Origin of the sequence: Burkholderia sp. AU28863, assembly GCF_002223195.1 — a bacterium.
In the GTDB taxonomy this organism is placed as follows: Bacteria; Pseudomonadota; Gammaproteobacteria; order Burkholderiales; family Burkholderiaceae; genus Burkholderia; species Burkholderia sola.
The window spans coordinates 1501765-1526726 of sequence record NZ_NKFE01000003.1 but is presented as its reverse complement, the minus strand read 5'-3'; the positions used below and the strand labels follow the sequence as shown (position 1 = coordinate 1526726).

Here is a 24962-nt window from a genome sequence, read left to right as displayed (position 1 = left end):
TTAGGTGGTTGAAAAGAAAACGCGCCGTGAAGTGGCGAAAAAAACACCGCGCTGGATGCGGACCCCGGACGGGAACGCAGGCGCGGCGGTTTTCTCGAAAGGCGTGGCGAAAGTGTAGGCGTTCATCGCGACGAATGCATGAAAAATCGCACGCTCGAACGTAAAGAAATGTAATACGCGAAATCCGACAGGCGGACACCCGACGACGACGTCTGACCGACCAAGGCTTCCCCGGCGCCGCCGGGTGCCGCTGCGGACCCCACCACGCCGCTCTCAGCCCAGAGCGGCGTTTTTCGCCCCGTCCCGCATGCCGTTGGCGATGCAGGGCGGGGCGCCCCACCGTGATGCGCGTGATGTCGCGCACCGATGCGACCGGCCGCGGCCGGGTCGCGTGCATGCGTCGCGCGCGGCCGCCATCGCAGCACAAGCGCGCGTTGCTGCCTCCGCGTTACGCGGCCGGCGTCTGGCCGATCTCGAAGTTCGACATGATCTCGAGCGCGCGGACGAGCGCCGAGTGATCCCACGCCTTGCCGCCGTGCGATGCGCACACGCTGAACAACTGCTGCGCGCTCGCGGTGTGCGGCAGTGCGAGGCCGAGCTTGCGCGCGCCGTCGAGCGCGAGGTTCAGGTCTTTCTGGTGCAGCTCGATGCGGAAGCCCGGATCGAACGTGCGCTTGGTCATCCGCGCGCCGTGCACTTCGAGGATGCGCGACGCGGCGAAGCCCCCCATCAGCGCCTGGCGCACGCGCTCCGGATCGGCGCCCGAGCGCGCGGCGAACAGCAGCGCTTCGCCGACCGCTTCGATGTTCAGCGCGACGATGATCTGGTTCGCGACCTTGCAGGTCTGCCCCGCGCCGTTGTCGCCGACGAGCGTGATGTTCTTGCCCATCTTCTCGAACAGCGGCTTCGCGCGCTCGAACGCCTGTTCCGGCCCGCCGACCATGATCGTCAGCGTCGCTTCGCGTGCGCCGACTTCGCCGCCGGACACCGGCGCGTCGAGGTAGTCGCAGCCGAGCGCGTTGATCTGCTTCGCGAATGCCTGCGTGTCGAGCGGCGAGATCGAACTCATGTCGATCACGAGCTTGCCGGCCGTCAGGCCCTTCGCGACGCCGTCGTCGGCGAACAGCACGTTACGCACGTCGGGCGTGTCCGGCACCATCGAGATGATGATGTCCGCGTGCTGCGCGACTTCGGTCGAGTTCGCGACGACCTTCGCGCTGCCGCGCAGATCCTCCGGAATCGGGAACGCGCCGTTCACGACGAGCCGATGATCGCCCTTGAGCAGGTTGCGCGCCATGTGCGCGCCCATGATGCCGAGGCCGATGAAACCGATGGTTGCCATGTGAATGTCTCCTATAGGGCTGAAAACGGGAAGGGCGCGACTCAGGCGGCGCGACGCGCCGAGGCCGGTGCGCAGCCGGCCACGCTTTGCAGCCAGCCGAGGCCTTCCGTCGTGGTGGTGCGGGGCTTGTATTCGCAGCCGACATAGCCGGCATAGCCGAGCCGGTCGAGCAGCGCGAACAGGAACGCATAGTTGATCTCGCCGGTGCCCGGCTCGTTGCGGCCCGGGTTGTCCGCGAGCTGGACGTGGCCGATCGATGCGAGGTTGCGTTCGATCGTCGCGGCCAGTTCGCCTTCCATGCGTTGCATGTGATAGATGTCGTACTGCAGGAACAGGTTGTCCGAACCGACCGCGCGGATCACGTCGAGCCCTTCCGACGAGCGGTTCAGCGCGAAGCCGGGGATGTCGAAGCGGTTGCACGGCTCGACGAGCAGGCGGATGCCTTCGCGCTTGAGCGCATCGGCCGCGAAGCGCAGGTTGTCGACGATCGTCACGAAAGTCTTGTCGCGCGCGGTGCTCGCCGACGGGATGCCGACGAGGCAGTTCAGCTGCGGCACCTTCAGCGCCTTCGCGTAGTCGATCGCACGGCCGACCCCTTCCTGGAACTCGCCGACGCGATCGGGCAGGCACGCGATGCCGCGCTCGCCCTGATCCCAGTTGCCGGCGGGCAGGTTGTGCAGCACGAGACGCAGGCGGTGCGACTCGAGCCGCTCGGCGAGGGCCTCTTTCGCGTACGGGTAGGGGAACAGGAACTCGACGGCGTCGAAGCCCGCGTCCGCGGCCGCCTTGAAGCGGTCGAGGAACGGCACTTCGTTGAACAGCATGGTCAGGTTTGCAGCAAACTTCGGCATGAGCTAAGCCTCTTCGGTCGGTCAAGAATGTCGTGCGGTTCAGTCGAGCATCGAGATCGCAGTCGGTGCGTGCGCGGCCTTTTCGGCGAGATCCTCGAATTCGTTGATCGCGTCGATTTCGGTACCCATCGAGATGTTCGTCACGCGTTCGAGAATCACCTCGACGACCACCGGTACGCTGAACTCTTCCGCGAGCGTTTGCGCCTGGCGCAGCGCCGGCTCGATCTCTTCCGGCTTGAACACGCGCAGCGCCTTGCAGCCGAGGCCTTCGGCAACCGCCACGTGGTCGACGCCGTACCCGTTCAGTTCCGGCGCGTTCACGTTGTCGAACGCGAGCTGCACGCAGTAGTCCATGTCGAACGCGCGCTGCGCCTGTCGGATCAGCCCGAGGTACGAGTTGTTCACGACGACGTGCACGTACGGCAGCTTGAATTGCGCGCCGGCCGCGAGCTCCTCGATCATGAACTGGAAGTCGTAGTCGCCGGACAGCGCGACGATCGGTCGGCTCGGGTCGGCCGCACGCACGCCGAGCGCGGCCGGGATCGTCCAGCCGAGCGGGCCGGCCTGGCCGCAGTTGATCCAGTTGCGCGCCTTGAACACGTGCAGGAACTGCGCGGCGGCGATCTGCGACAGGCCGATCGTGCTGACGTAGCAGGTATCGCGGCCGAACACCTTGTTCATCTCTTCGTACACGCGCTGCGGCTTGACCGGCACGTTGTCGAAGTGCGTCTTGCGCTGCAGCGTGCGCTTGCGTTCCTGACATGCCGCGACCCACGCGCTGCGATCCTTCAGCTTGCCGGCGGCCTTCCATTCCCGAGCGACCGCGACGAACAGCTCGAGGGCGGCCTTCGCGTCGGACACGATGCCGAGATCCGGGCCGAACACACGGCCGATCTGGGTCGGTTCGATATCGACGTGCACGAACTTGCGGCCCTTCGTATAGACGTCGACGCTGCCCGTGTGGCGGTTCGCCCAGCGGTTGCCGATGCCGAGCACGAAGTCGGCCGCGAGCAGCGTCGCGTTGCCGTAGCGGTGCGACGTCTGCAGGCCGACCATGCCGGCCATCAGCGGGTGGTCGTCGGCAATCGCGCCCCACGACATCAGCGTCGGGATCACCGGCACGCCGACCGTTTCCGCGAACTGCACGAGCAGCTCTTCGGCCGCCGCGTTGAGCACGCCGCCGCCCGACACGATCAGCGGCTTGTCCGCGTCGTTGAGCATCGCGAGCGCCTTCTCGATCTGCGCGCGGGTGGCCGCGGGCTTGTAGACCGGCAGCGGTTCGTACGTGTCGATGTCGAATTCGATTTCGGCGAGCTGCACGTCGATCGGCAGGTCGACCAGCACCGGGCCCGGACGGCCCGAGCGCATCAGGTGGAACGCCTGCTGGAACACGCGCGGCACGAGCGCCGGTTCGCGCACGGTGACGGCCCACTTCGTGACCGGCTTCGCGATCGATTCGATGTCGACGGCCTGGAAGTCTTCCTTGTAGAGACGCGCGCGCGGCGCCTGGCCGGTGATCGCGAGGATCGGAATCGAGTCGGCGGACGCGGAGTAGAGGCCGGTGATCATGTCGGTGCCGGCGGGGCCCGACGTGCCGATGCACACGCCGATGTTGCCCGGCGTTGCCCGCGTGAAACCTTCGGCCATGTGCGATGCGCCTTCGACGTGGCGCGCCAGCACGTGGCTGATGCCGCCCGACTTGCGCATGGCCGAATAGAACGGGTTGATCGCGGCGCCCGGCACGCCGAACGCGGTCTGGATGCCTTCCTTCTCGAGCACGAGTACGGCTGCGTCGACGGCTCTCATCTTGGCCATGAATGTCTCCTTGGATAGTCGGATCTTGCGAATCGGTCTGTTGGGAACACTGTAGGGATGCAGGAAAGGTTTGATAAGATCAGCCGAAGTTGCTTATTTCGAAACTAAAAGTATGGAATGACGGCCGGACGGGCTTCGCGCCGGTGTCGGAGCCGGGACGGAGGCAGCAAATGGATCGTTTCAAGCAGATCGAGACGTTCGTGCGGGTCGCGGACGCGGGTAGCCTCGCGGCGGCCGCGCTCGAGGAGGGCGTGTCGCCGGTGGTGCTCGGGCGGCGCATCGACGCACTGGAGAAGCGCCTCGGCGTGAAGCTGATGTATCGCTCGACGCGGCGGCTGGTGGTGAGCGAAGAGGGCGCCGCGTTTCTCGAACGCTGCCGCGGGCTGCTGTCCGAATGGGATCAGGCCGAGAACGAGCTGGCCGCCGGGCGGCGCGCGGTCAGCGGGCACCTGATCGTGTCGGCGCCGGCCGCGTTCGGGCGCAAGCACGTCGCGCCGCACGCGCCCGGCTTCCTGGCCGACAAACCGGAGATGCAGCTGTCGTTCAACCTGACCGACCGCGTCGTCGATCTCGTGCGCGAGGGTTATGACCTGTCGATCCGGATCGGCGGCGCGGTCGATCCGAACTTCGTCGCGGTGAAACTCGCGTCGAACCGGCGCGTGGTGTGCGGCACGCCCGGGTATTTCCGCCAGCACGGCCGGCCGAAATCGCTCGACGACCTGCTCAGGCACAACTGTCTCGCGTTCAACCTGCAGGGCGGGCAGAACCGCGGCTGGTATTTCCAGCGCCACGGCAAGATCGCGACGATCCGCGTGACCGGCAATCTCGACTGCAACGACGGCGAGCTGCTGCACCGCTGGGTGGCCGAAGGGCTCGGGCTCGGCTGGCGCTCGACGTGGGAAATCGCCGCGCAGCTCGAAACGGGCGAACTCGAGACCGTGCTCGACGAGTACGCGCTGCCCGACTACGACATCCTCGCGGTCTACCCGCAGCAGCGCTACGTGCCGGCGCGCGTGCGCTATTTCATCGACTATCTGCGCGAAGCGTATGCGCGCCCCGGCTATTGGAGCACCACGCCGTAACGCGACGGGCCGCCCGGCCATTCGGCGATTTTTTACGCTTCATGCGCGCGGCGCGGGAATAAACTCGACGCAGCAGCGGTAAGGTCATCGAGCGCGCACGTTGCCGGTCTGTCCGGGCGCCGTGCGCGCAACGGGCGCGGCGTCGGCCGCCGGGACCAGGGAGGCCATGTGGGGCAAGCCGGACAGGCGGTCGATGACCGGGCGGCGGACGATGCACTCGCGCGCGGCGAGCGGTTTCGCGCGCTCGTGCTGCCGCATCTCGACGCCGCGTACAACCTCGCGCGCTGGCTGAGCGGCAGTGCCGGCGACGCGGACGACGTCGTGCAGGACGCGTGCATGCGCGCGCTGCGTTTCGTCGACTCGTGTCGCGGCGACAACGCGCGGCCGTGGCTGCTGACGATCGTGCGCCACACCTGGTACACCGAATGGCGGCGGCGCACGCATGCGCACGAGGTCGCGCTGCCCGACACGCTCGACGACGCCGACGTGCCCGACGACTGGCAGCCGTCGACGGAGGACCCGCTCGCGCACGTGCTGCGCGGCGAGAACGTGCGGCTCGTGAACGCGGCGCTCGCGAAGCTGCCGCCCGAATACCGCGAGGTGCTCGTGCTGCGCGAGATGGAGGACCTGAGCTACCGCGAGATCGCCGCGATCGCGGACGTGCCGGTCGGCACGGTGATGTCGCGGCTCGCGCGCGGCCGGCGCAAGCTTGCCGCGCTGCTGGGCGGGGCGCCGGCGACCGAAGGCCGGCCGGGCCGTGCGCCGGCGGGCGGAACCGCATCGGAGGCTATCGATGGACTGTAACGAAGCGCGAGCGTTGCTGGACGCGGACGTCGACCGCGAGCTGTCGGCGCCTGATGCGTTGCGGGTCCAGCAGCATGTCGAAGGGTGCGAGGCGTGCCGCCGCGAACGCGCGCGGATCGTCACGCTGGTGCAGGCGGTGCGCCAGGCCGACTATCACCGCGCGCCGGACGCGCTGCGGGCGAGCCTCCTCGCGAGCCTGCCGGCAGCGGCCGACGCGCCTGCCCGTGAGCCGTCGCGGGCCGCGACGTGGCCTGAACGGCAGTCGGCGCCGCCCCGGCGGCCGCGTGGACGCGACTGGTTCTCCTGGCTGACCGGGCGGGGCGGGCCGGCACGCCCTGGATCGACCGGCGCCGGGCCGCGCGTGGCCGCGTGGCCGGGCCTCGGCTGGGGCGTCGCGCTGCTGATGGCGGTCGCGGCGGCGGGCGGAATGGCATGGTCCGGCCGGCACGCCGACACCGACCGGACGGTCGACGAGCTCGTCGCGAGCCATGTGCGGGCCGACCTGTCGGCGCGCGACATCGACGTGATCTCGACCGACCAGCACACGGTCAAGCCGTGGTTCAACGGCCGGCTCGACTACGCGCCGCCGGTCGAGGATCTCGCCAAGGACGGCTTCGCGCTGGTCGGCGGCCGGCTCGACTACGTCGGGCGGCGCCGCGTCGCGGTGCTCGTCTACCGCCACCGCCAGCACGTGGTCGACGTCTACGTGCAGCCGGACGGCGAACGGCCGGCGGCCCCGTACGCGACCGTGTCGCAGGGGTACGCGCTGGACCGCTGGAACGCGGCCGGAATGACGTGGTGGGCGGTGACCGACGCCGAGCCGTCGGCGCTCGCGGCGTTCCGGACGGCGCTCGACGCGCGGCTTGCCGGCGCGCGCGGCGAATGACCCTGCGGGCCAGGGCGCGGCGCGCCTGTGTTCCGACCCCGGCCGCGGAAGGGGGCCAGGGCGGTCACGGGCCCGCATACCGTTCAAGTCTTTGAAAACACGGCCGAATCAGTCGGCGAATCGTCGATTGGCCTTGCATGCGCCCCGTAACCGGGTTAGAATCTCCGGCTTCTCACTTGCCACACCGGTTCAGACGCCCGGGTGGCTTTAATCCACAAGGAGTGTGTATGCGTCATTACGAAATCGTATTCATCGTGCACCCGGATCAAAGCGAGCAAGTGCCCGCGATGATCGAGCGCTACAAGTCCACGATCACGTCGCACGGCGGCCAGATCCACCGTGTCGAAGACTGGGGCCGTCGCCAGCTGGCCTACATGATCGAGAAACTCGCGAAGGCTCACTACGTCTGCATGAACATCGAGTGCGACCAGACGACGCTCGACGAACTCGAACACGCGTTCAAGTTCAACGACGCCGTGCTGCGTCACCTCATCGTCAAGATGAAGAAGGCCGAAACCGGCCCGTCGCCGATGATGAAGGAAGTTCAGCGCGAAGAAGCCAAGAAGGCGGCTGCCGCTCAGCCGGCCGAAGCGCAGGCTTAAGTTCGTCACTTATTAAGCCATCAAGGAGCGCGCCACTCACGTGAACAGGTTGCAATTGACGGCGAGCGTCGTCGAACGCGCACCGGTGCGATACACGCCGGCCGGCGTTCCGATCGCAAGCGCCACGTTGCATCACCGCACGGAAGTCGTCGAAGCAGGCATTCCCCGTCAGGTCGAAATGACGATCGAGGCGGTGGCGGCCGGTGAGGCGAGCGGCAAGCTGGAAAGTCGTGAAATGGGCGTCGAAACGCTGTTCACGGGCTTCCTGGCCAAGAAAAGCCGCAACGCGAGAACCTTGGTGTTTCACATCACTGCATTGCAGGACACAGGAAAGGACTGAAATCATGGCCCGCCCGACTGGTAAGAAATTCGACAAGCGTCGTCAGCAACAAAACCCGCTCTTCAAGCGCAAGAAGTTCTGCCGTTTCACGGCTGCCGGCGTCGAGCAGATCGACTACAAGGACACGGAAACGCTGAAGGACTTCATCGGCGAAAACGGCAAGATCACGCCGGCTCGCCTGACGGGTACGAAGGCGCACTATCAGCGTCAGCTGGATACGGCGATCAAGCGTGCGCGTTTCCTCGCGCTGCTGCCGTACACCGATCAGCACAAGGCGTAATCAGGCGACGCAATAAGGAGAATTCGAATGCAAATCATTCTGTTGGAAAAAGTCGCCAATCTGGGCAACCTCGGCGACATCGTCAAGGTCAAGGACGGTTACGCTCGCAACTTCCTGATCCCGAACCGCAAGGCTCGCCGTGCAACGAAGGAAGCGATCGCCGAATTCGAAGTGCGCCGCGCTGAACTCGAAAAGATCGCGGCTGAAAAGCTGGCGGCATCGCAGGCAGTCGGCGAGAAGCTGAACGGCCAGTCGTTCGAAATCACGCAGAAGTCGGGCGTGGACGGCCGTCTGTTCGGCTCGGTCACGAACGGCGACGTCGCGGAACTGCTGAAGAAGGCAGGCTACGAAGTCGAGAAGCTGCAAGTGCGCATGCCGGAAGGCCCGCTGAAGATGATCGGCGAGCACAACGTGCAAGTCGCGCTGCACACGGACGTCGTCGTCGACGTCACGATCAACGTGATCGGCGACCACGCGTAAGCGTGCGCAAGCTTGCCGGGCGGCTTCCGCCGTCCGGACAAGGGCAGGCGCCCGGGTAACCGGGGCCTGCCTTTTTTATTGCCCGCTCGCCGGCAAGCGGTGGTAGCGCTGCCGCCATCTATTCGCGATAATCCCAACCCATGAACGCGCCGCAAGATCCCCAAATCGAATCGCTGAAAGTCCCGCCGCATTCGGTGGAAGCCGAGCAGTCGGTGCTCGGCGGCCTGTTGCTCGACAACGCGGCCTGGGACCGGATTGCCGATTTCCTGTCGCAAGGCGACTTCTACCGCTACGACCACCGGATCATCTACGAGCACATCGGCCGCCTGATCGCGTCGACGCGCCCGGCCGACGTCGTGACCGTGTACGAAGCGCTGACCACGTCCGGCAAGGCCGACGACGTCGGCGGGCTCGCTTACCTGAACGCCCTCGCGCAGAACACGCCGAGCGCGGCGAACATCCGCCGCTACGCGGAAATCGTGCGCGACCGCGCGGTGCTGCGCCGGCTGGTGTCGGTCGCCGACGAGATTTCGGCCGACGCGTTCAATCCGCAGGGCAAGGAAGTCCGCCAGCTGCTCGACGAGGCCGAATCGAAGGTGTTCTCGATCGCCGAAGAGGGCGCGCGCGGCAACCAGGGCTTCCTCGAGATCGGCCCGCTGCTCACGCAGGTGGTCGAGCGCATCGACACGCTGTACCACACCGCGAACCCGAGCGACGTCACCGGCACGCCGACGGGCTTCGTCGACCTCGACCGGATGACGTCCGGGATGCATGGCGGCGAACTGATCATCGTGGCGGGGCGCCCGTCGATGGGTAAGGCGCAGCCGCTCGACGCGCGCGTCAGGACGTTGACGGGCTGGAAGCCGATGGGCGAGCTGGCGGTCGGTGATGCGCTCGCTTCGGTCGACGGCGCACCGTCGATCGTGACCGGCATCTACCCGCAGGGCGAACGCCAGGTGTATCGGGTCCGCTTTTCGGATGGGCGTTCGGCCGAATGCTGCGACGAACACCTGTGGTGCGTCCATTTCCGCGAGTGGGAAAAGCCCCGTGTGCTGTCGACCGCGGAGATTCGCACGTTGCTGACGCGCGAACGCTACCGGAACCGGTTGTGGATCGACATGCCGAGCGGCGAGTTTGGTCATCGCGAGGCGCTGCCGGTTGACCCGTGGGTACTCGGCGCGCTGCTGGGCGACGGTGCGCTCGGCGGGACTGCCGTGCGTTTCAGCGTGAAGGCCGAGGAAACGTTGAACCGGATGCGCGAGCGTGTCGACGCGTCGCTCGAACTTGAATACGCGGGCCAGTACGACTGGCGCATCAAGCGCCGGCCGTCGACGGCCACCGCGGCCCGGCCGTCCGCCAACCCGCTCAAGGCTGCGCTCGAGCAACTCGGTGTGTGGGGAAGGACGAGCTACGACAAGTTCATCCCGCGTCTCTACCTCGATGCGGACAAGGACACGCGGCTGGATGTGTTGCGCGGGCTGCTCGACACGGATGGCTGGGTCGAATCGTGGGGTACGGTGCGTTATTCGACCGCCAGTGCGCAGTTGGCGAGCGACGTGCGCGAACTGGCGCGTTCGCTCGGTGCGTGGTGCCAGGTTGCCGAAAAGGCGACGAGCTTCACGGTCGACGGCGAACGCAAGGCCGGTCCGACGGCTTACATTTGCATGATCAGTCATCCGGATCCGCAGAACCTGTTCCTGTTCGAGGGCAAGCGCGAGCGGCTGACGGCCGGGCGGACGCGCCGCAAGCTGCCGGTGATTACGGGTATCGAGCCGTCGCGCCGGACCGCCACGCAGTGCATCTCGGTTTCGCATCCGTCTCGGCTGTACGTGACCGACGATTACGTCGTCACGCACAACACGGCCTTCTCGATGAACATCGGCGAATATGTCGCGGTCGAGTACGGGTTGCCGGTCGCGGTGTTCTCGATGGAAATGCCGGGCACCCAGCTCGTGATGCGTATGCTTGGCTCGATCGGCCGGCTCGATCAGCACCGGATGCGCACGGGCCGCCTGACGGACGAGGACTGGCCGAAGCTGACGCACGCGGTGCAGAAGATGAGCGAGGCGCAGCTCTTCATCGACGAGACGGGCGGCTTGAACCCGATGGAGCTGCGCTCGCGCGCGCGACGCCTGGCGCGTCAGTGCGGCAAGCTCGGCCTGATCATCGTCGACTACCTGCAGCTGATGTCGGGTTCGTCGCAGGGCGAGAACCGCGCGACCGAAATTTCGGAAATCTCGCGCTCGCTGAAGAGTCTCGCGAAGGAGCTCGACGTGCCGGTGATCGCGCTGTCGCAGCTGAACCGCGGCCTCGAACAGCGCCCGAACAAGCGCCCGGTGATGTCGGATTTGCGCGAATCGGGCGCAATCGAACAGGACGCGGACGTGATCCTGTTCATTTATCGCGATGAGGTCTACAATCCGGACAGCCCCGACAAGGGGACGGCCGAAATCATCATCGGCAAGCAGCGTAACGGTCCGATCGGGCCCGTTCGGCTCACGTTCCTGGGGCAATACACGAAGTTCGACAATTTTGCCGGGGCGCAGACCTTCTACGGCGAGTAAAGCCGGTTGTAAACACCTATTTCGCCAATTGTTGTATCCAATCCCGGCGTGCGCATATGCGCACGTCGCGTCGGGACCGAAACCGGTACAATGTCGCCCGTTTTCGTGACAGTAGTTTGACAATCTCTCAGGAATCCCATGTTCGGTCGATTCATGCCCACCGAGGGCAAGTTCTTTGAACTCTTCAACGCGCACGCGAAGCACATCGTTTCCGGTGGCCGCGAACTCGAACTGCTGATCGACAATCTCGCCGACGCCGAGATTCACAAGCAAAACGTGCAAATTGCCGAGAAGGCCGCCGACAAGCTCACGCACGAGGCGATCGATCTGCTGCACAAGACCTTCATCACGCCGCTCGATCGCGACGAGATCCATAAGCTCATCACGACGATGGACGACATCCTCGACCTGATGGAAGACGTCGCGACGGCCGTGTCGCTGTACGACGTGCAGTCCGTCACGTCCGAGGCGAGCCAGCTTGCGCACATCGTCACGCAGTCGGCACAGCACGTGCAGCAGGCCGTCGGCTTGCTGTCCGACATGAAGCAGTCGGCACAGATCCTCAAGCAGTGCGAGGAAATCGACCGCTGGGAGTCGGAGGCCGATCGCGTGCTGCGCGCGGCAATGTCGAAGCTGTTCCGCGAGGAAGACGACGTGAAGACGCTCATCAAGCTTAAGGCGATCTACGAGCTGCTCGAAGAGATCACCGACAAGTGCGAAGACGTCGCGAACATCATCGAAGGCATCGTGCTGGAAAACGCCTGAGCGGACCACGATGCATTCGATACAACTCGCCCTATGGATGGTCGCGACGCTGGTGCTCGTCGCGCTCGTATTCGACTTCATGAACGGCTTTCACGACGCGGCGAACTCGATCGCCACCGTCGTGTCGACCGGGGTGCTGAAGCCCCAGCAGGCCGTGGTGTTCGCGGCCGCGTTCAACGTGATCGCGTACTTCATCTTCCACCTGAAAGTCGCGCAGACCGTCGGTAAAGGCACGATCGATCCCGAGATCGTCGACCATTACGTCGTGTTCGGCGCGCTGGTCGGTGCGATCGGCTGGAACGTGATTACCTGGTATTACGGGATTCCGTCGAGCTCGTCGCACGCGCTGATCGGCGGCCTCGTCGGCGCGGCGCTCGCGAAGTCCGGCTGGGGTGCGCTGAACGTCGACGGTCTCCTGAAGACGATCGCGTTCATCTTCATTTCGCCGCTGCTCGGTTTCATCCTCGGTTCGCTGTTCATGCTCGGCGTGTCGTGGCTGTACTTCCGTACCGCGCCCAGCAAGGTCGACCGGCGCTTCCGCCGGCTGCAGCTGCTGTCGGCCGGCCTGTACAGCCTGGGCCACGGCGGCAACGACGCACAGAAGACGATCGGTATCATCTGGATGCTGCTGATCGCGAGCGGCTACGCGTCGGCTGCCGCCGATGCGCCGCCGGCTTGGGTGATCGGCGCATGCTATCTGTCGATGGGCCTCGGCACGCTGTTCGGCGGCTGGCGTATCGTGCGCACGATGGGCCAGAAGATCACGAAGCTCAAGCCGGTCGGCGGCTTCTGCGCGGAAAGCGGCGGGGCGATCACGCTGTTCGTCGCGTCGTTCCTCGGCATTCCGGTGTCGACCACGCACACGATTACCGGCGCGATCGTCGGTGTCGGCGCGACGCAGAAGCTGTCGGCCGTGCGCTGGGGCGTCGCCGGCAACATCGTGTGGGCGTGGGTGCTGACGCTGCCGGCAGCCGCGCTGTTCGCGGCCGGCGGGTGGTGGCTCGGGCATCAGATCTTCTGATCGACGACGCTGTCGGGTCGACATGAAATGCGCCGCAAGCCGAAAGGCTGCGGCGCATTTTTTTTGGGGGGGGGCCAAAGCGCGCTGCGACGCGGATGGGCCGACTGCGAATGCCGTCGACGTCACCGTCGCTCGGTAAGCAACAACCGGTCAGTAACTGCCGTTCGCGAACCGCGCGATCGGATCGTCGGCCGTACTCGTGCGCGGGCTGACGGGTGCGGACTGCGTCGACGCGCGCCATACCTGCACGGGCGCGGGCTCGATACTGCGTGGGGGCGCCGACGCGGCGGCGGGCGGCGGTTCGGCATCGAACGCGGCGGCCTGGGCGGCCGTCAGCGCGGTCGTCGGAATCTGCGTGCCGACTTCCGCCGGCGCGGCCGGTGCGGCATTGGCCGTCATCGCGGCCGCGTCGTCATTCACCGACGTGGCCTGCTGCTGGGCCGCCCGCATCCGCGGTGGCGGCGGTTCGTACGGATCGGCGGTCGAGGTTGCCGGTGCGGCTGCGGCAGCCGTCACGACGGGCGTGCTCGGCGCGGCCGGAGCGGGAGCCTGCGCCGGCGTCGCTCTCGCTTGCGACGGCGCAGGCTGCCGCGGCATGGCCGCAGCCGTCACGACCACCGGAGCGGCCGCGACCGCCGGCGAATTGCGCGGCTCGTCGCGCTTGGCCTCGTAGGTCGGCGCATCGAACGGCGTCGGGGCCGAGCGCGGCGGCGCGACACGGCGAATGCCGTCGAATCGCTTGGCCCAGTACGGGTTCGTCAGATAGTCGAGCCGCACGGTGCCGCCCGTCGACGGCGCGTTGACGAAGCGCAGCTTGCCGACATAGATGCCGACGTGCGAATGCGGCCGTCCGGTCGTATTGAAGAAAATCAGGTCGCCCGGCGCGATCTCGTCGGGTTCGATCGACACGCCGCGGCCGCTCATGTCGGCGGTCGTGCGCGGCAGGTTCACGTCGGCCGCGCGGCCGATCACGTAACGCACGAGCCCGCTGCAGTCGAAGCCGCTCGTCGGCGTGTTGCCGCCCCAGCGATACGGCACGCCGACGAGGCTCATCGCCTGGATCGAGATTTCTTCCTGACCGACGCTGTGGTCGACGAATTTCGGGAAATTGGCGGGCGCCGGGAAGGCGCGCGGCGTCGTGATCTTCATGCCCGACGCGGAACGCGATGCCGACTGCGGCGGCACGCTGGAGCAGGCCGCAAGCAGGGAGACGACGGCGACGGGAACCCAGATTCGAAGCATGGCAAGGCGGGCGAGCGCGACCGCTCGCGAATCGTATGACAACAGACAGACCCGATGGTAGACGCTCCGGCGGGGCTTAAGCAACCATTCTTGAGAATTTACTTGAAGTTTCGCGCGTAAACTGCATGGTTGCGTGACGAAGCGTTACCTTTGTCTTCGACCCCAAATAAAAACGGCGCTCCGAAAACGGAGCGCCGCGTGGCGTCGAAAGCCGGCCGACGGGCCGGCGTGCGCGTTACAGAATGTCCGACGCGTAGTCGGCGAGCCGCGAGCGTTCGCCGCGCGCGAGGGTCACGTGGCCGCTGTGGCCCCAGCCCTTGAAGCGGTCGACGACGTAGGTCAGGCCCGAGCTGCCTTCGGTCAGGTAGGGCGTGTCGATCTGCGCGATGTTGCCGAGGCACACGATCTTCGTGCCCGGGCCCGCGCGCGTGACGAGCGTCTTCATCTGCTTCGGCGTCAGGTTCTGCGCCTCGTCGATGATCAGATACTTGTCGACGAACGTGCGGCCGCGCATGAAGTTCATGCTCTTCACCTTCAGACGCGAGCGGATCAACTCCTGCGTCGCCGCACGGCCCCATTCGCCGGCCGCGTCGTCGGTCTTCTGCAGCACTTCGAGGTTGTCGTCGAACGCGCCCATCCACGGCTGCATCTTCTCTTCCTCGGTGCCCGGCAGGAAACCGATGTCCTCCCCGACGGGCACGGTCGCGCGCGTCACGATGATCTCGTTGTAGCGCTTGTCGTCGAGCACCTGCGCGAGGCCGGCCGCGAGCGCGACGAGCGTCTTGCCGGTGCCGGCCTGGCCGAGCAGCGTGACGAAGTCGATCTCGGGGTTCATCAGCAGGTTCAGCGCGAAATTCTGCTCGCGATTGCGCGCGGTGATGCCCCACACGTTGTTCTTGTGGTGGCTGTAGTCGCGCAGGGTCTGCAACAGCGCCGTCTTGCCGTTCAGCTCGCGGACGATCGCATGGAACGTCGGCTCGCCGTTCTGCGGCTCGAGATAGACGAACTCGTTGACGAGCATCGACGCGACGAGCGGGCCGGTCACGCGGTAGTACGTGGTGCCCGTCTTCGTGTCCTGCCAGCTCTCCATGCCCTTCGCATGCTTGGTCCAGAAATCCTGCGGCAGTTCGCGCACGCCGTTGTACAGGAGATCCGAATCCTCGAGCACCTGGTCGTTGAAGTAGTCTTCCGCCGGCAGGCCGAGTGCGTGCGCCTTGATCCGCATGTTGATGTCTTTCGACACCAGCACGACCTGGCGATCGGGCCGGTCGCGCTGCAGCGCGCGCACGACGCCGAGGATCTGGTTGTCGGCCTTGCCTTCGGGCAGGCCTTCGATGGGCGCGATGTCGGCGAGCTTCGTCTGGAAGTACAGGCGGCCGAGCGCGTCGCGGCTGCCGAGGCGCGACAGCGGAATGCCGGCCGAGATCGGGCCGCCGTCGGCGACGAGCGCGTCGAGCGTACGGCTGACCTGACGGGCGTTACGCGCGACTTCGGACATCCCCTTCTTGTGGTTGTCGAGTTCCTCGAGCGTCATCATCGGCAGATAGACGTCGTGTTCCTCGAAGCGGAAGAGGCTGCTCGGGTCGTGCATCAGCACGTTGGTGTCGAGCACGAACAGCTTCTGCAGTTCGGCTTCGGCGGGCTTGCGGCTGCGCGACTTCGTCGCGGCGCCTGCATCGCGCGCGGGCGCGGCGGCCGGTTTGTCGGCAGCCGGCTTGTCGTTGCGTGCGACGACTGGCGCCGCGGGTTCGGCCGGCGCCTGCAGCGGCTGCAGCAGCGCGGCCGTCTGCCTCGTCTTGCGGCCGCGCGCGGGGGCGCTCGCGGCCTCGGGCGCCGAAGACGCGACGGCGCGCAGCGGCGCGGCCGTGTTCGCGGCTTCGATCATCGGTTGGGCCACGCTGGCCGGACCATAGTCACCGGCTGTGGATGCGTCCCCTTCGGCGGATTTCTTCGCGGCTTTCGCGGGCCGCGCTTTCGCCTTGTATTCGTCGGGCGGCAGCAGGCTGCCGAGCTTGCTGGGGGGGGTAGGCAAAGGCATGGTGTCCCTCGGGAGGAATCGTGTCGCATGGCGTGCGCCGCTGATCGCATCCTGCGTGACGTAGACGCATGCAGTTTGCGCGCGGTGGCGCACAGGAATTTCGTCTAGCCGGTTCGCCTAAGTGTCGATCAGCTCCTCGATGCGGTAAGGGCCGGACCGGGGTGGGCCGGCGCGCGTTCCATAAAAAAAGCCGCTGCCCCGTCGACAGGGGCATGCGGCTCGGCTGATGCCGTCGTGATGCGCGTCAGGTGCCGGGAAGCAATGCAACGGGCACCGGCGCAGCTACGAGAAATATGGGGCGAACTGGCATTCATTGCGGCCCAATATAACGCGCCTCAAAGCGCTTGTACAGCCTTTAGCACGTCGTCCACGTGACCCGGTACCTTGATGCCGCGCCATGCCTGGCGAAGCACGCCGTCGGCGTCGATCAGGAACGTCGAGCGCTCGATTCCGCGCACTTCCTTGCCATACATTTTCTTCATCTTGATGACATCGAACAACGCGCACAGCGCTTCGTCGGCATCGGAGATCAGCGGGAACGGCAGTTCGAGCTTGGCCTTGAAATTGTCGTGCGAGCGCAGGCTGTCGCGCGACACGCCGATGACTTCCGCACCGGCTTTCTTGAACTTCGGATAGAGATCGCGGAACTGCAGCCCTTCGGTCGTGCAGCCCGGCGTGTTGTCCTTCGGATAGAAGTACAGCACGAGCTTCTTGCCCTTCAGGCCGGACAGCGAAATGTCGCCGCCCGTGGCCGGTGCGGTGAAATCGGGAACTTGACGGTCAACTTCGACGGACACGTGCTTCTCCTGTTGTTATGGAATGGCGCCGCTGCGGCGGCGCGGTTCGGCGGGGCGTCGCGGCAGCGCGCCGCAAGGGCGGAGCGGCGACGCCGGCTCGCGGCGAATTCAATCAGGCTGGACGACCAGTTCGCCGGAGCGGCCGGGGATTTCGCCCCACGCGACAGGGTACGATGGCAGCGAGTCGCGGTCCAGCGTCGCGTAGTAGTCGCCCATCGTCGCAAACGTGTGACCTTGCGCCCGCCAGCCGGCGAGCAGTTGCTCGAACACCGGCGCGAGCTTCTGGCCTTCCAGCTCCGCATGCAGCGTGAATACCTGGTCGTGCGGATTGGTTTCGGTGAACTTGAGGATGTGCGCGGCGACGTTGTGCACATCGACGCCGTCGACGCCGAGCACTTCGTCGAGCGTCGGCAGCGTGGTCGGCATCTGCACGTGCGACAGCGTGCGGCCGCCGACGACGGGCAGGTACGGCGAATGGCCGCGACCGTCGGATGCGTAGCGCATCCCCCATGCGTCGATCTGCTCGAATGCGGCGTCGTTCATCTGCCAGCCGGCCGCGCCGTGCGTGACGGGCGACGCGCCGAAGATCTCGATGAAGCGCGCGTGACTCTTCTGCATTTCACGCGCGGTCCAGTCGCGATCGCGCACGCGCACGTTGTCCTGCCAGACCACGTGATCCCACGTGTGGATCCCGCATTCGAAGCCGGCCTCGTGAATCGCGCGCATGTCGGCGATCGCGCGGCGGCCGATGTCGGGGCCGGGCAGCAGCACGCCGTACATCAGCTGCTTCACGCCGTAGTGTTCGACCACCGACGTGCGCGACACCTTCTTCAGGAAGCCCGGGCGGAACACGCGCCGCAGCGCCCAGCCCGTGTGATCGGGCCCGAGGCTGAAGAGGAAGGTCGCGCGCGCGTTGAAGCGCTCGAAGATGCGCGCGAGGTTCGGCACGCCTTCGCGCGTGCCGCGCAGCGTGTCGACGTCGATCTTGAGGACGATGCGAGCCAAGCGAACGTCCCGGTCAGCCTTGCTGTTCGACGAGCGCGCGCGCGTCGGCGACGTGGCTGCGATACGCTTCGAAGATGTTGCGCAGCGCGTCGTCGAACGTCGCCTGCGGCGCCCAGCCGAGTTCCTGCATCGTGTTGTCGATCTTCGGCACGCGGTTCTGCACGTCCTGGTAGCCGTTGCCGTAGTAGGCGCCGGACGTCGTTTCGACGAGCTTCACCTGCTTGGCCGAATCGGCGTACTCGGGGAATTCCGCGGCCAGTTCGAGCATCTTGTGCGCGAGCTCGCGAACCGAGAAGTTGTTCTTCGGATTCCCGATGTTGTAGATCTTGCCCGACGCGACGCCGCCCTTGTTCTCGATGATCTTCATCAGCGCGCTGATGCCGTCGCCGATGTCGGTGAACGCGCGCTTCTGCGAGCCGCCGTCGACGAGGCTGATGTTCTCGCCGCGCACGATGTGGCCGAGGAACTGCGTGACCACGCGCGAGCTGCCTTCCTTCGGCGTGTAGATCGAGTCGAGGCCCGGGCCGATCCAGTTGAACGGACGGAACAGCGTGAAGTTCAGGCCTTCCATCCCGTAGCCCCAGATCACGCGGTCCATCAGCTGCTTCGAGCACGCATAGATCCAGCGCGGCTTGTTGATCGGGCCGTAGGTGAGCGCCGACGCGTCCGGGTCGAACTGCTCGTCCGAGCACATGCCGTAGACCTCGGAGGTCGACGGGAACACGAGGTGCTTGCCGTACTTGACGGCCGAACGCACGATCGGCAGGTTCGCCTCGAAGTCGAGTTCGAACACGCGCAGCGGCTGCTGGACGTAGGTCGCCGGCGTCGCGATCGCGACGAGCGGCAGGATCACGTCGCACTTCTTCACGTGATACTCGACCCACTCCTTGTTGATCGTGATGTCGCCTTCGAAGAAATGCATCCGCTCGTGGTTGACGAGGTCGCCCAGCCGGTCGGTCTGCATGTCCATGCCGAACACTTCCCAATCGGTGGTTTCAAGAATGCGCTTCGACAGGTGATGGCCGATGAAGCCGTTCACACCCAGGATCAGGACTTTTTTTGCTTTCATGAATGACGGGAAGAATGAATGAACTGCGCGAATTCCGCGGGCGTCACGACGGTTTCGCTGCCGTCGCGTTGCTGCCGGAGCTCGAGAATGGATAGGGCACGGCTGTCGCCGCAGACGCCGAATAGCGCATTATCGCTTACGTGCAGGCCGGGCGGCAAATCTGCCGCGGCGGCCGCTGCCGCGCTGCCGGGCGCCGCGAGGCGCGCGCGCGCGATCACGAAGCGGGCGCCATCGACGTCCGTGAATGCGCCCGGATACGGGGGCGCGACCGCGCGCACCAGGTTGTAGACCTGCGCGGCCGGTTTCGACCAGTCGATGCGGCCGTCCTCGGGCTTGCGCCCGCCGTAGTAGCTGCCGGTCGCGAGATCGTTCGGCAGGTGCGGCGCCTCGCCCGCGAGCAACGCGGGCAGCACGCGCCACAGCGTCTGCTCGGCGGCCACCGTGACCTTGTCGAACACCTGCGCGGCCGTGTCGTCCGGCAGGATCGGCACCGCCGTCTGGCCGATGATCGCGCCCGCGTCGGGCTTCGCGGCCATCTCGTGCAGCGTCGCGCCGGTCTCGGTCTCGCCGTTCAGCACGGCCCAGTTGGTCGGCACCCGACCCCGGTATTTCGGCAGCAGCGAACCGTGCATGTTGTATGCGCCGCGCGGCGCGATCGCGAGCAGGTCCACCGGCAGCATGTGCCGGTAGTAGAACGAGAAGATGAAATCGGGCCGCGCGTCGGACACCGCGCGGCGCAGCGCCGGATCGGCGGGGTCGGCTGGCGCGAGCACCGGAATGCCGTGCTCGGCCGCGACGGATGCGACGCTGCCGAACCAGATGTTCTCGTTCGGATTGTCCTCGTGCGTGACGACCAGTGCGACGTCGACGCCGCGCGCGAGCAGCACCTGCAGGCACCGCACGCCGACGTTGTGATACGCGAAGACGACCGCGCGCGGCTTCATTGCGCGGCTCCCGGGCGGTTCGCGCCGGCGGGCACCGGCGGCATGCCGTCGTGCTGCTCGAGCACCGCCTGGATCAGGTAGCGGGGACGCGCGCGCACCTGCTGGTAGATGCGGCCGACGTATTCGCCGAGCAGGCCGAGCGCGAAGATGATCACGCCGAGCAGGAAGAACGTGATCGCGAACAGCGTGAACACGCCTTGCACTTCCGCGCCGACGATGAAGCGGCGCACGAGCAGCAGCACGAACAGCGCGGCGGAGCCGAGCGACAGGATCACGCCGATGAACGACAGCCACTGCAGCGGCACGACCGAGAAGCCCGTCACGAGGTCGAAGTTCAGCCGGATCAGGCTGTACAGCGAATACTTCGATTCGCCCGCGAAGCGTTCCTCGTGCGCGACCTCGATTTCGGTCGGGTTCTGCGCGAACGTGTACGCGAGCGCGGGGATGAACGTGTTGACTTCGCCGCACACGTTGATCGTGTCGATGATGCGGCGGCTGTACGCGCGCAGCATGCAGCCCTGGTCGGTCATCTTGATGCGCGTGATGCGCTCGCGCAGCCGGTTCATCATCTGCGACGCCTTGCGCCGCCACAGGCTGTCCTGGCGCTGCTTGCGGATCGAGCCGACGTAGTCGTAGCCCTCGCGCATCTTCGCGATCAGCTTGCCGATTTCCTCGGGCGGGTTCTGCAGGTCGGCGTCGAGCGTGATGACGATCTCGCCGCGCGACTGCGCGAAGCCCGCGAGGATCGCCATGTGCTGGCCGTAGTTGCCGTTGAGCAGCACGACGCGCGTCGTGTCGGGCCGTACGTGGAACTGGTCGGCGAGCATCGCGGCCGAGCGGTCGCGGCTGCCGTCGTTGATCAGGATCACTTCGTACGACGCGTCGAGTGCGTCGAGCGCCGGATACAGTCGCGCGAACAGCGCGGCGAGGCCGTCTTCCTCGTTGTACACGGGGATGATGACCGAGACTTCGGGTCGGCCGGCGTCCAGGTGCGCGGCGCCCGGGTGCCCGGCGCCCGGATGCCCGGCGCGTGCTTCAAGGTGACTCATGTACGCTTATTTTCCGTATTGTTCGCAAATCTGATTGACGGCGTCGGCCACGCGACGCACGTCGCCTTCCGTCATCTGCGTAAACAGCGGCAGCGTGACGGTCGACGCGCCGTACCGTTCGGCGTGGGGGAACATCCCCTCCTTGAAACCGCGCGCACGGTACAGCGTGAAAAGATGGATCGCCGGGTAGTGGATGCCCGTGCCGATGCCGCGTTCCTTCATCTGCGCCATGAATTCGGCGCGCGAGATCGTCAGTCGCTCGAGCGGCAGCGTGACCAGGAACATGTGCCAGTTGCCGTTCTCGAATTCGGCGACCGGCAGGCCGAGGCCCAGCTTCACGGCCGAGCCGCCGTCGAACGCGGCGAAATACGCGCGGGCGAGCGCGCGGCGCTGCGCGGTGAAGCGCTCGATGTGCGGCAGCTGGCCGAGGCCGACGCGCGCGGCGACGTCGGTCAGGTTGTACTTGCCGCCGAGCACGTCGCAGTCCATCCCGTCGAAGCCGGTGCGCGTGATGCCCTGCAGCCGGTACTTCTGCGCGAGCACGGCTTCGTCCTCGTTGTTCAGCACGAGCGCGCCGCCTTCGATCGTCGTCAGGTTCTTGTTCGCGTGGAAGCTGAACGACACGATGTCGCCGATCGCGCCGATGCGCTTGCCGTGCCACGTCGAGCCGAACGCCTGCGCGGCATCCTCGATCACGCGCAGGTGGTGCGCGCGGGCGATCGCGTACAGGCGGTCCATGTCGACCGGCAGGCCGGACAGGAACACGGGGATGATCGCCTTCGTGCGCGGCGTGATCGCCTGCTCGAGCTTGTCGAGGTCGATGTTGCGCGTGACGGGATCGATGTCCGCGAACACGGGCGTCGCGCCGGTTTCGATGATCACGTTGCTGGTCGAGACCCACGACGCCGGCGTCGTGATCACCTCGTCGCCGGGGCCGACGCCCGCGATGCGCAGGCCGATCTCGAGCGTGCAGGTGCCCGAATTGAACGCGCGGACCGGACGGCCGCCGCAGTACTCGGACAGCGAGGCTTCGAATTTCTGGCACTGCGGGCCGGTGGTGATCCAGCCCGAGCGCAGCACGTCGACGACGCCCTGGATGGTTTCCTCATCGATCTCGGGGCGGGTGAACGGCAGAAACGGAGCGGTAGTCTGGCTCATGAACGCGTTGGGCCTGTAATGGCGTGTAATAAAAGGGTCGGGCGATCCGTCCGAAACCGGCATTAAACACCGGTTGGCCGATTCGTACCGTGATTTTTTGTAGGCGGACGCTTAACGAACGCCGGGGCCGCGGCCGTGCTCAGCTGCGCGCGAGCACGACCACGCCGATCAGGATGATGCCGATGCCGACGAGCCGCTGGACCGACAGCACCTCGCCGAACAGGTACCACGCCGCGAACGCGTTGACGACGTAGCCGAGCGACAGCATCGGGTACGCGATCGACACGTCGACCCGCGACAGCCCGAGGATCCATACGACGACGCTCAGCACGTAGCAGCCGAGCCCGCCGATGATCGGCAGCTGGGTCGCGATCTTGAACCCGACCGGGATGATGTTCGCACGGCTGAATTCGAAGTGTCCAACGGCGTTGACGCCGGCTTTCAGCAGAAGTTGCGCACAGGCGTTGAGCATCACGCCGGTGATGATGCAGACGAACGAAACGGGGTTCATGCGAAGGACGTCCTTACGATTGCGGTTTCTCGACGATCACGCGGCGGTTGTCGCGCGCGACCACGCGCATCGGCACGCCTTCCTTGACCAGCGCGTCGTACTGGCCGGGCGGCATGATCGCGAGCGCGTGGGTGTCCTGCTTCCAGCGCGTGATCCATTCGCCGACGGTCGGGATCCACTTGTTCGGCTCGACCGAGATCCCGAACGCAAGCTCGTCCTGACGCTGGACCATGATCGTCGTGTGACCCACGTAGAACGGGAACGTGTGATCGAGCATTTCGATCGAGTAGAACGGCGTGTCGGGTGGCAGCTTCGCCAGTTCGGCGCGTACGGCCGGCGCGAGCAGCGCGCCCGAGCTGTAGCGGCCGAATTCGTCGTGCCCGGTGCCGCCGATCGTGCCGAACGCGAGCCACGCGGCGCCGAACGCGGCGAGCGCGGCGGCCACGCCCGCGCGGCGGTTCAGCCACGCGGCCGCGAGCGTCAGCGCGGCCGAGACCGCGAGACCGGCGTACAGCCACATCTGGAACGCGCGGTACAGCGCGTTCGGCGTGCGGGCGTCGCCCTGGTAGGCGAGGAAGATGATCCCGAACGCCGCGGCGACGAAGAACACGAGATAGCCGAGCAGGTGGCGGCGGAAGCGGTCGGCCGTCATCAACGGCAGATACGCGCCGATGATCAGCGCGAGCGCCGGCGCGACCGGCAGCACGTACGAGATCAGCTTCGAATGCGACGCGCTGAAGAACAGGAAGATGAATGCGCTCCAGATCAGCAGCACGAGCATCGGCGAGAAGCCGTTCGGCTGGCGCGGCATGCGCAGCGCATGGCGGATGCTCTGCCACGCGACCGACAGCCACGGCAGGAAGCCGACCAGCAGCACCGGCACGAAGTAGTACAGCGGGCCCGGGCGGTTCTGCTCCGGGGTCAGGTACCGGCGGAACTGCTGGACGACGAAGAAGAAGTTGAAGAACTCGGGGTTGCGCTGCTGGACGAGCACGAACCACGGCGTGACGATCGCGAAGAAGATCACGAGGCCGCTGACGAGGTACAGGCGCTTCCACAGCGCCCAGTCGCGCGCGATCAGCGTATACAGCACGAGCACGGCGCCGGGCAGGATCAGCCCGACGAGGCCCTTGGACAGCACCGCGAACGCCATCGCGGCCCAGCACGCCCACATCCAGCCGCGCACCGCGGCCGGGCGCAGCCCCGGCCGCTGCGCGAGCAGCAGCGAGCACAGCGACAGCGCCATCCAGAACGCGAGTCCCATGTCGAGCGCGTTGAAGTGGCCCATCAGGTTCCAGTAAGGGGCGCTCGCCAGCACGACGGCCGCGAGGAAGCCCGACAGCGGGTTGAACAGGCGCGCGCCGGTGTAGCCGACGAGCAGTACGCCGGCGAAGCTCGCGACGGCGGTATACAGGCGCGCCTGCCATTCGCCGATGCCGAACCATGCGAACGTCAGCGCGTTCAGCCAGGTTTGCAGCGGCGGCTTCTCGAAGTACTTGTAGCCGTTGTAGCGCGGCGTGATCCAGTCGCCGGTGACGAACATCTCGCGCGCCATTTCCGCATAGCGGCCTTCGTCGCTCGGGATCAGGTGGCGCAGCCCGAGCGGCGCGAACCAGACGATCGCGAATGCGACGAGCAGGAGGACGAGCGTGATGCGATTGAGCGGTAGCCTCGACGGCGTATCGTTCATGGATTTTCAGCCTGTTGATTGTTGTGACGGGCCGCCGGCGGGGTGCGCCGGGGGCGGGGCGGCCTGGCCGGGCGATCCGGGGATCGACCCGCTGCGCCGGCCCGTGTTTTACCGCATCGGCGATTAACGTTCAATTAAGAGCGCGGCGGCGACTTTGCGGCCTTCGGCCATCAGGATGTTGTAGGTGCGGCAGGCGGCCTGGAAATCCATCGTCTCGACGCCGATCCGCTTCGCGGCGAGCGCCGCGACGAGCCGCGGGTGCGGGAAGCGCAGCCGCGCGCCGCTGCCGAAGATCACGAGTTCGGGCGTCGGGTCGAGCAGCATCGCGAAATGCTCGGGCGCGAGCGCGTCGAACGACGACACGGGCCAGGCCTGGACCGGCGCGCCGGGCAGCACGATGACGCTCGTTTCATGGCGTTCGAGATTGACGTCGACATAATCGGGGCCGTAGCCGGTGACGGTGTTGAGCGCGCCGCTCGTGTCCTGGTGCAGTTTCAAATCGGTATTCCGCGGTTCCGTAGGGGAATGGGTTGGCCGGGGCGTACGGGCCCGGCGGGCCGGTTTCGCGCGCGGACGCCCGACGGCGCGGGCCCGGCGCGGCTATGGTGCATTGCGAAAGTCGGCCAA

The 24962-nt window shown here is 66.4% G+C and carries 24 protein-coding genes and 1 pseudogene; 11 read left to right on the top strand and 14 right to left on the bottom strand.

The annotated features are described in order from the left end of the window. Positions 1-448 precede the first annotated feature (448 nt). The 3 genes from CFB81_RS09430 to gcl are packed head-to-tail and all read right to left on the bottom strand — an operon-like array spanning position 449 to position 4008. The gene (locus CFB81_RS09430; protein ID WP_089435144.1) at positions 449-1342 is read right to left on the bottom strand and encodes a 2-hydroxy-3-oxopropionate reductase; all 894 of its coding nucleotides are present in this window, start codon (positions 1340-1342) and stop codon (positions 449-451) included. Positions 1343-1383: 41 nt separating this feature from the next. After that, the gene (gene hyi, locus CFB81_RS09425; RefSeq protein ID WP_069617853.1) at positions 1384-2193 is read right to left on the bottom strand and encodes a hydroxypyruvate isomerase; all 810 of its coding nucleotides are present in this window, start codon (positions 2191-2193) and stop codon (positions 1384-1386) included. 39 nt (positions 2194-2232) lie between these two features. Further along, positions 2233-4008: a glyoxylate carboligase gene (gcl, locus tag CFB81_RS09420; protein ID WP_089435143.1), complete on the bottom strand. Its 1776-nt coding sequence runs from the start codon at positions 4006-4008 to the stop codon at positions 2233-2235. Between the two features lie 170 nt (positions 4009-4178). On the opposite strand from gcl, the gene CFB81_RS09415 reads away from it, so the two are divergent. The 10 genes from CFB81_RS09415 (at position 4179) to CFB81_RS09370 (ending at position 12832) form a co-directional block, all read left to right on the top strand. Next, positions 4179-5090, top strand: a complete 912-nt coding sequence (locus CFB81_RS09415) for a LysR family transcriptional regulator (RefSeq protein WP_069617855.1) — start codon at positions 4179-4181, stop codon at positions 5088-5090. A gap of 168 nt (positions 5091-5258) precedes the next feature. Next, positions 5259-5894, top strand: a complete 636-nt coding sequence (locus CFB81_RS09410) for an RNA polymerase sigma factor (RefSeq protein WP_069617856.1) — start codon at positions 5259-5261, stop codon at positions 5892-5894. Further along, entirely contained in the window at positions 5884-6780 is an 897-nt protein-coding gene (locus CFB81_RS09405) for an anti-sigma factor (RefSeq protein ID WP_089435142.1), read from the top strand. Before CFB81_RS09410 ends, CFB81_RS09405 begins: the two co-directional genes overlap by 11 nt. A gap of 227 nt (positions 6781-7007) precedes the next feature. Further along, positions 7008-7382, top strand: coding sequence for a 30S ribosomal protein S6 (gene rpsF, locus CFB81_RS09400; protein WP_006486255.1), 375 nt, complete (start codon positions 7008-7010; stop codon positions 7380-7382). A 40-nt stretch (positions 7383-7422) separates the two neighbouring features. After that, entirely contained in the window at positions 7423-7722 is a 300-nt protein-coding gene (gene priB, locus CFB81_RS09395; RefSeq protein ID WP_011549649.1) for a primosomal replication protein N, read from the top strand. 4 nt (positions 7723-7726) lie between these two features. Beyond that, on the top strand, positions 7727-8002 hold the full coding sequence (gene rpsR / locus CFB81_RS09390; RefSeq protein WP_004193360.1) for a 30S ribosomal protein S18: 276 nt from the start codon (positions 7727-7729) through the stop codon (positions 8000-8002). Positions 8003-8029: 27 nt separating this feature from the next. Next, positions 8030-8482: a 50S ribosomal protein L9 gene (gene rplI, locus CFB81_RS09385; protein WP_006486256.1), complete on the top strand. Its 453-nt coding sequence runs from the start codon at positions 8030-8032 to the stop codon at positions 8480-8482. Between the two features lie 140 nt (positions 8483-8622). Next, on the top strand, positions 8623-11046 hold the full coding sequence (gene dnaB, locus CFB81_RS09380; RefSeq protein WP_089435141.1) for a replicative DNA helicase: 2424 nt from the start codon (positions 8623-8625) through the stop codon (positions 11044-11046). 138 nt (positions 11047-11184) lie between these two features. Beyond that, positions 11185-11811, top strand: a complete 627-nt coding sequence (locus tag CFB81_RS09375; protein ID WP_006478627.1) for a DUF47 domain-containing protein — start codon at positions 11185-11187, stop codon at positions 11809-11811. A gap of 10 nt (positions 11812-11821) precedes the next feature. Next, positions 11822-12832 carry an inorganic phosphate transporter gene (locus CFB81_RS09370; RefSeq protein ID WP_069617859.1) on the top strand — a complete coding sequence of 337 codons (1011 nt, stop codon included), beginning with the start codon at positions 11822-11824 and terminating at the stop codon, positions 12830-12832. A 150-nt stretch (positions 12833-12982) separates the two neighbouring features. Here CFB81_RS09370 and CFB81_RS09365 read toward each other — a convergent pair whose 3' ends face one another. Both CFB81_RS09365 and CFB81_RS09360 read right to left on the bottom strand, forming a co-directional pair. After that, positions 12983-14074: a C40 family peptidase gene (locus CFB81_RS09365; RefSeq protein ID WP_069617860.1), complete on the bottom strand. Its 1092-nt coding sequence runs from the start codon at positions 14072-14074 to the stop codon at positions 12983-12985. A gap of 235 nt (positions 14075-14309) precedes the next feature. Beyond that, complete coding sequence (locus CFB81_RS09360) at positions 14310-16112, bottom strand: PhoH family protein (RefSeq protein ID WP_069617861.1); 1803 nt, start codon at positions 16110-16112, stop codon at positions 14310-14312. Between CFB81_RS09360 and CFB81_RS36785 the strand changes: the two are divergent. Beyond that, positions 16008-16249: pseudogene (locus CFB81_RS36785) on the top strand (hypothetical protein); the annotation flags it as partial. The gene CFB81_RS09360 and the pseudogene CFB81_RS36785 overlap by 105 nt on opposite strands. 198 nt (positions 16250-16447) lie before the next feature. Here the strand turns inward: CFB81_RS36785 and CFB81_RS09350 are convergent. The 9 genes from CFB81_RS09350 to CFB81_RS09310 form a co-directional block, all read right to left on the bottom strand. Beyond that, on the bottom strand, positions 16448-16909 hold the full coding sequence (locus CFB81_RS09350; RefSeq protein ID WP_050013237.1) for a peroxiredoxin: 462 nt from the start codon (positions 16907-16909) through the stop codon (positions 16448-16450). 108 nt (positions 16910-17017) lie between these two features. Further along, positions 17018-17914, bottom strand: coding sequence for a polysaccharide deacetylase family protein (locus CFB81_RS09345; protein WP_089435140.1), 897 nt, complete (start codon positions 17912-17914; stop codon positions 17018-17020). A 13-nt stretch (positions 17915-17927) separates the two neighbouring features. Then, complete coding sequence (locus CFB81_RS09340) at positions 17928-18983, bottom strand: bifunctional UDP-4-keto-pentose/UDP-xylose synthase (RefSeq protein WP_089435139.1); 1056 nt, start codon at positions 18981-18983, stop codon at positions 17928-17930. Further along, entirely contained in the window at positions 18980-19927 is a 948-nt protein-coding gene (locus CFB81_RS09335; RefSeq protein ID WP_069617865.1) for a formyltransferase, read from the bottom strand. Before CFB81_RS09335 ends, CFB81_RS09340 begins: the two co-directional genes overlap by 4 nt. Next, positions 19924-20976, bottom strand: coding sequence for a glycosyltransferase (locus CFB81_RS09330; RefSeq protein ID WP_069617866.1), 1053 nt, complete (start codon positions 20974-20976; stop codon positions 19924-19926). Before CFB81_RS09330 ends, CFB81_RS09335 begins: the two co-directional genes overlap by 4 nt. Before the next feature lie 6 nt (positions 20977-20982). Next, positions 20983-22134 (bottom strand): DegT/DnrJ/EryC1/StrS aminotransferase family protein, encoded by a 1152-nt coding sequence (locus CFB81_RS09325; RefSeq protein WP_089435138.1) that lies wholly within the window; start codon positions 22132-22134, stop codon positions 20983-20985. Between the two features lie 139 nt (positions 22135-22273). Then, positions 22274-22645: an EamA family transporter gene (locus tag CFB81_RS09320; protein ID WP_069617868.1), complete on the bottom strand. Its 372-nt coding sequence runs from the start codon at positions 22643-22645 to the stop codon at positions 22274-22276. A gap of 13 nt (positions 22646-22658) precedes the next feature. Beyond that, positions 22659-24335: a glycosyltransferase family 39 protein gene (locus tag CFB81_RS09315; protein ID WP_089435137.1), complete on the bottom strand. Its 1677-nt coding sequence runs from the start codon at positions 24333-24335 to the stop codon at positions 22659-22661. 123 nt (positions 24336-24458) lie between these two features. Then, a complete protein-coding gene (locus tag CFB81_RS09310) occupies positions 24459-24833 on the bottom strand; it encodes an Mth938-like domain-containing protein (protein ID WP_069617870.1) in 375 nt (124 codons plus the stop codon). Positions 24834-24962 lie beyond the last annotated feature (129 nt).

Coding starts and splice junctions, on each gene's coding strand:
- CFB81_RS09315 (WP_089435137.1), bottom strand. CDS start 24,335: ATGAACGATACGCCGTCGAGGCTACCGCTCAATCGCATCACGCTCGTC.
- CFB81_RS09375 (WP_006478627.1), top strand. CDS start 11,185: ATGTTCGGTCGATTCATGCCCACCGAGGGCAAGTTCTTTGAACTCTTC.
- CFB81_RS09360 (WP_069617861.1), bottom strand. CDS start 16,112: ATGCCTTTGCCTACCCCCCCCAGCAAGCTCGGCAGCCTGCTGCCGCCC.
- CFB81_RS09415 (WP_069617855.1), top strand. CDS start 4,179: ATGGATCGTTTCAAGCAGATCGAGACGTTCGTGCGGGTCGCGGACGCG.
- CFB81_RS09325 (WP_089435138.1), bottom strand. CDS start 22,134: ATGAGCCAGACTACCGCTCCGTTTCTGCCGTTCACCCGCCCCGAGATC.
- rplI (WP_006486256.1), top strand. CDS start 8,030: ATGCAAATCATTCTGTTGGAAAAAGTCGCCAATCTGGGCAACCTCGGC.
- CFB81_RS09365 (WP_069617860.1), bottom strand. CDS start 14,074: ATGCTTCGAATCTGGGTTCCCGTCGCCGTCGTCTCCCTGCTTGCGGCC.
- CFB81_RS09340 (WP_089435139.1), bottom strand. CDS start 18,983: ATGAAAGCAAAAAAAGTCCTGATCCTGGGTGTGAACGGCTTCATCGGC.
- rpsR (WP_004193360.1), top strand. CDS start 7,727: ATGGCCCGCCCGACTGGTAAGAAATTCGACAAGCGTCGTCAGCAACAA.
- rpsF (WP_006486255.1), top strand. CDS start 7,008: ATGCGTCATTACGAAATCGTATTCATCGTGCACCCGGATCAAAGCGAG.
- CFB81_RS09405 (WP_089435142.1), top strand. CDS start 5,884: ATGGACTGTAACGAAGCGCGAGCGTTGCTGGACGCGGACGTCGACCGC.
- CFB81_RS09370 (WP_069617859.1), top strand. CDS start 11,822: ATGCATTCGATACAACTCGCCCTATGGATGGTCGCGACGCTGGTGCTC.
- dnaB (WP_089435141.1), top strand. CDS start 8,623: ATGAACGCGCCGCAAGATCCCCAAATCGAATCGCTGAAAGTCCCGCCG.
- gcl (WP_089435143.1), bottom strand. CDS start 4,008: ATGGCCAAGATGAGAGCCGTCGACGCAGCCGTACTCGTGCTCGAGAAG.
- CFB81_RS09330 (WP_069617866.1), bottom strand. CDS start 20,976: ATGAGTCACCTTGAAGCACGCGCCGGGCATCCGGGCGCCGGGCACCCG.
- hyi (WP_069617853.1), bottom strand. CDS start 2,193: ATGCCGAAGTTTGCTGCAAACCTGACCATGCTGTTCAACGAAGTGCCG.
- CFB81_RS09430 (WP_089435144.1), bottom strand. CDS start 1,342: ATGGCAACCATCGGTTTCATCGGCCTCGGCATCATGGGCGCGCACATG.
- CFB81_RS09335 (WP_069617865.1), bottom strand. CDS start 19,927: ATGAAGCCGCGCGCGGTCGTCTTCGCGTATCACAACGTCGGCGTGCGG.
- CFB81_RS09320 (WP_069617868.1), bottom strand. CDS start 22,645: ATGAACCCCGTTTCGTTCGTCTGCATCATCACCGGCGTGATGCTCAAC.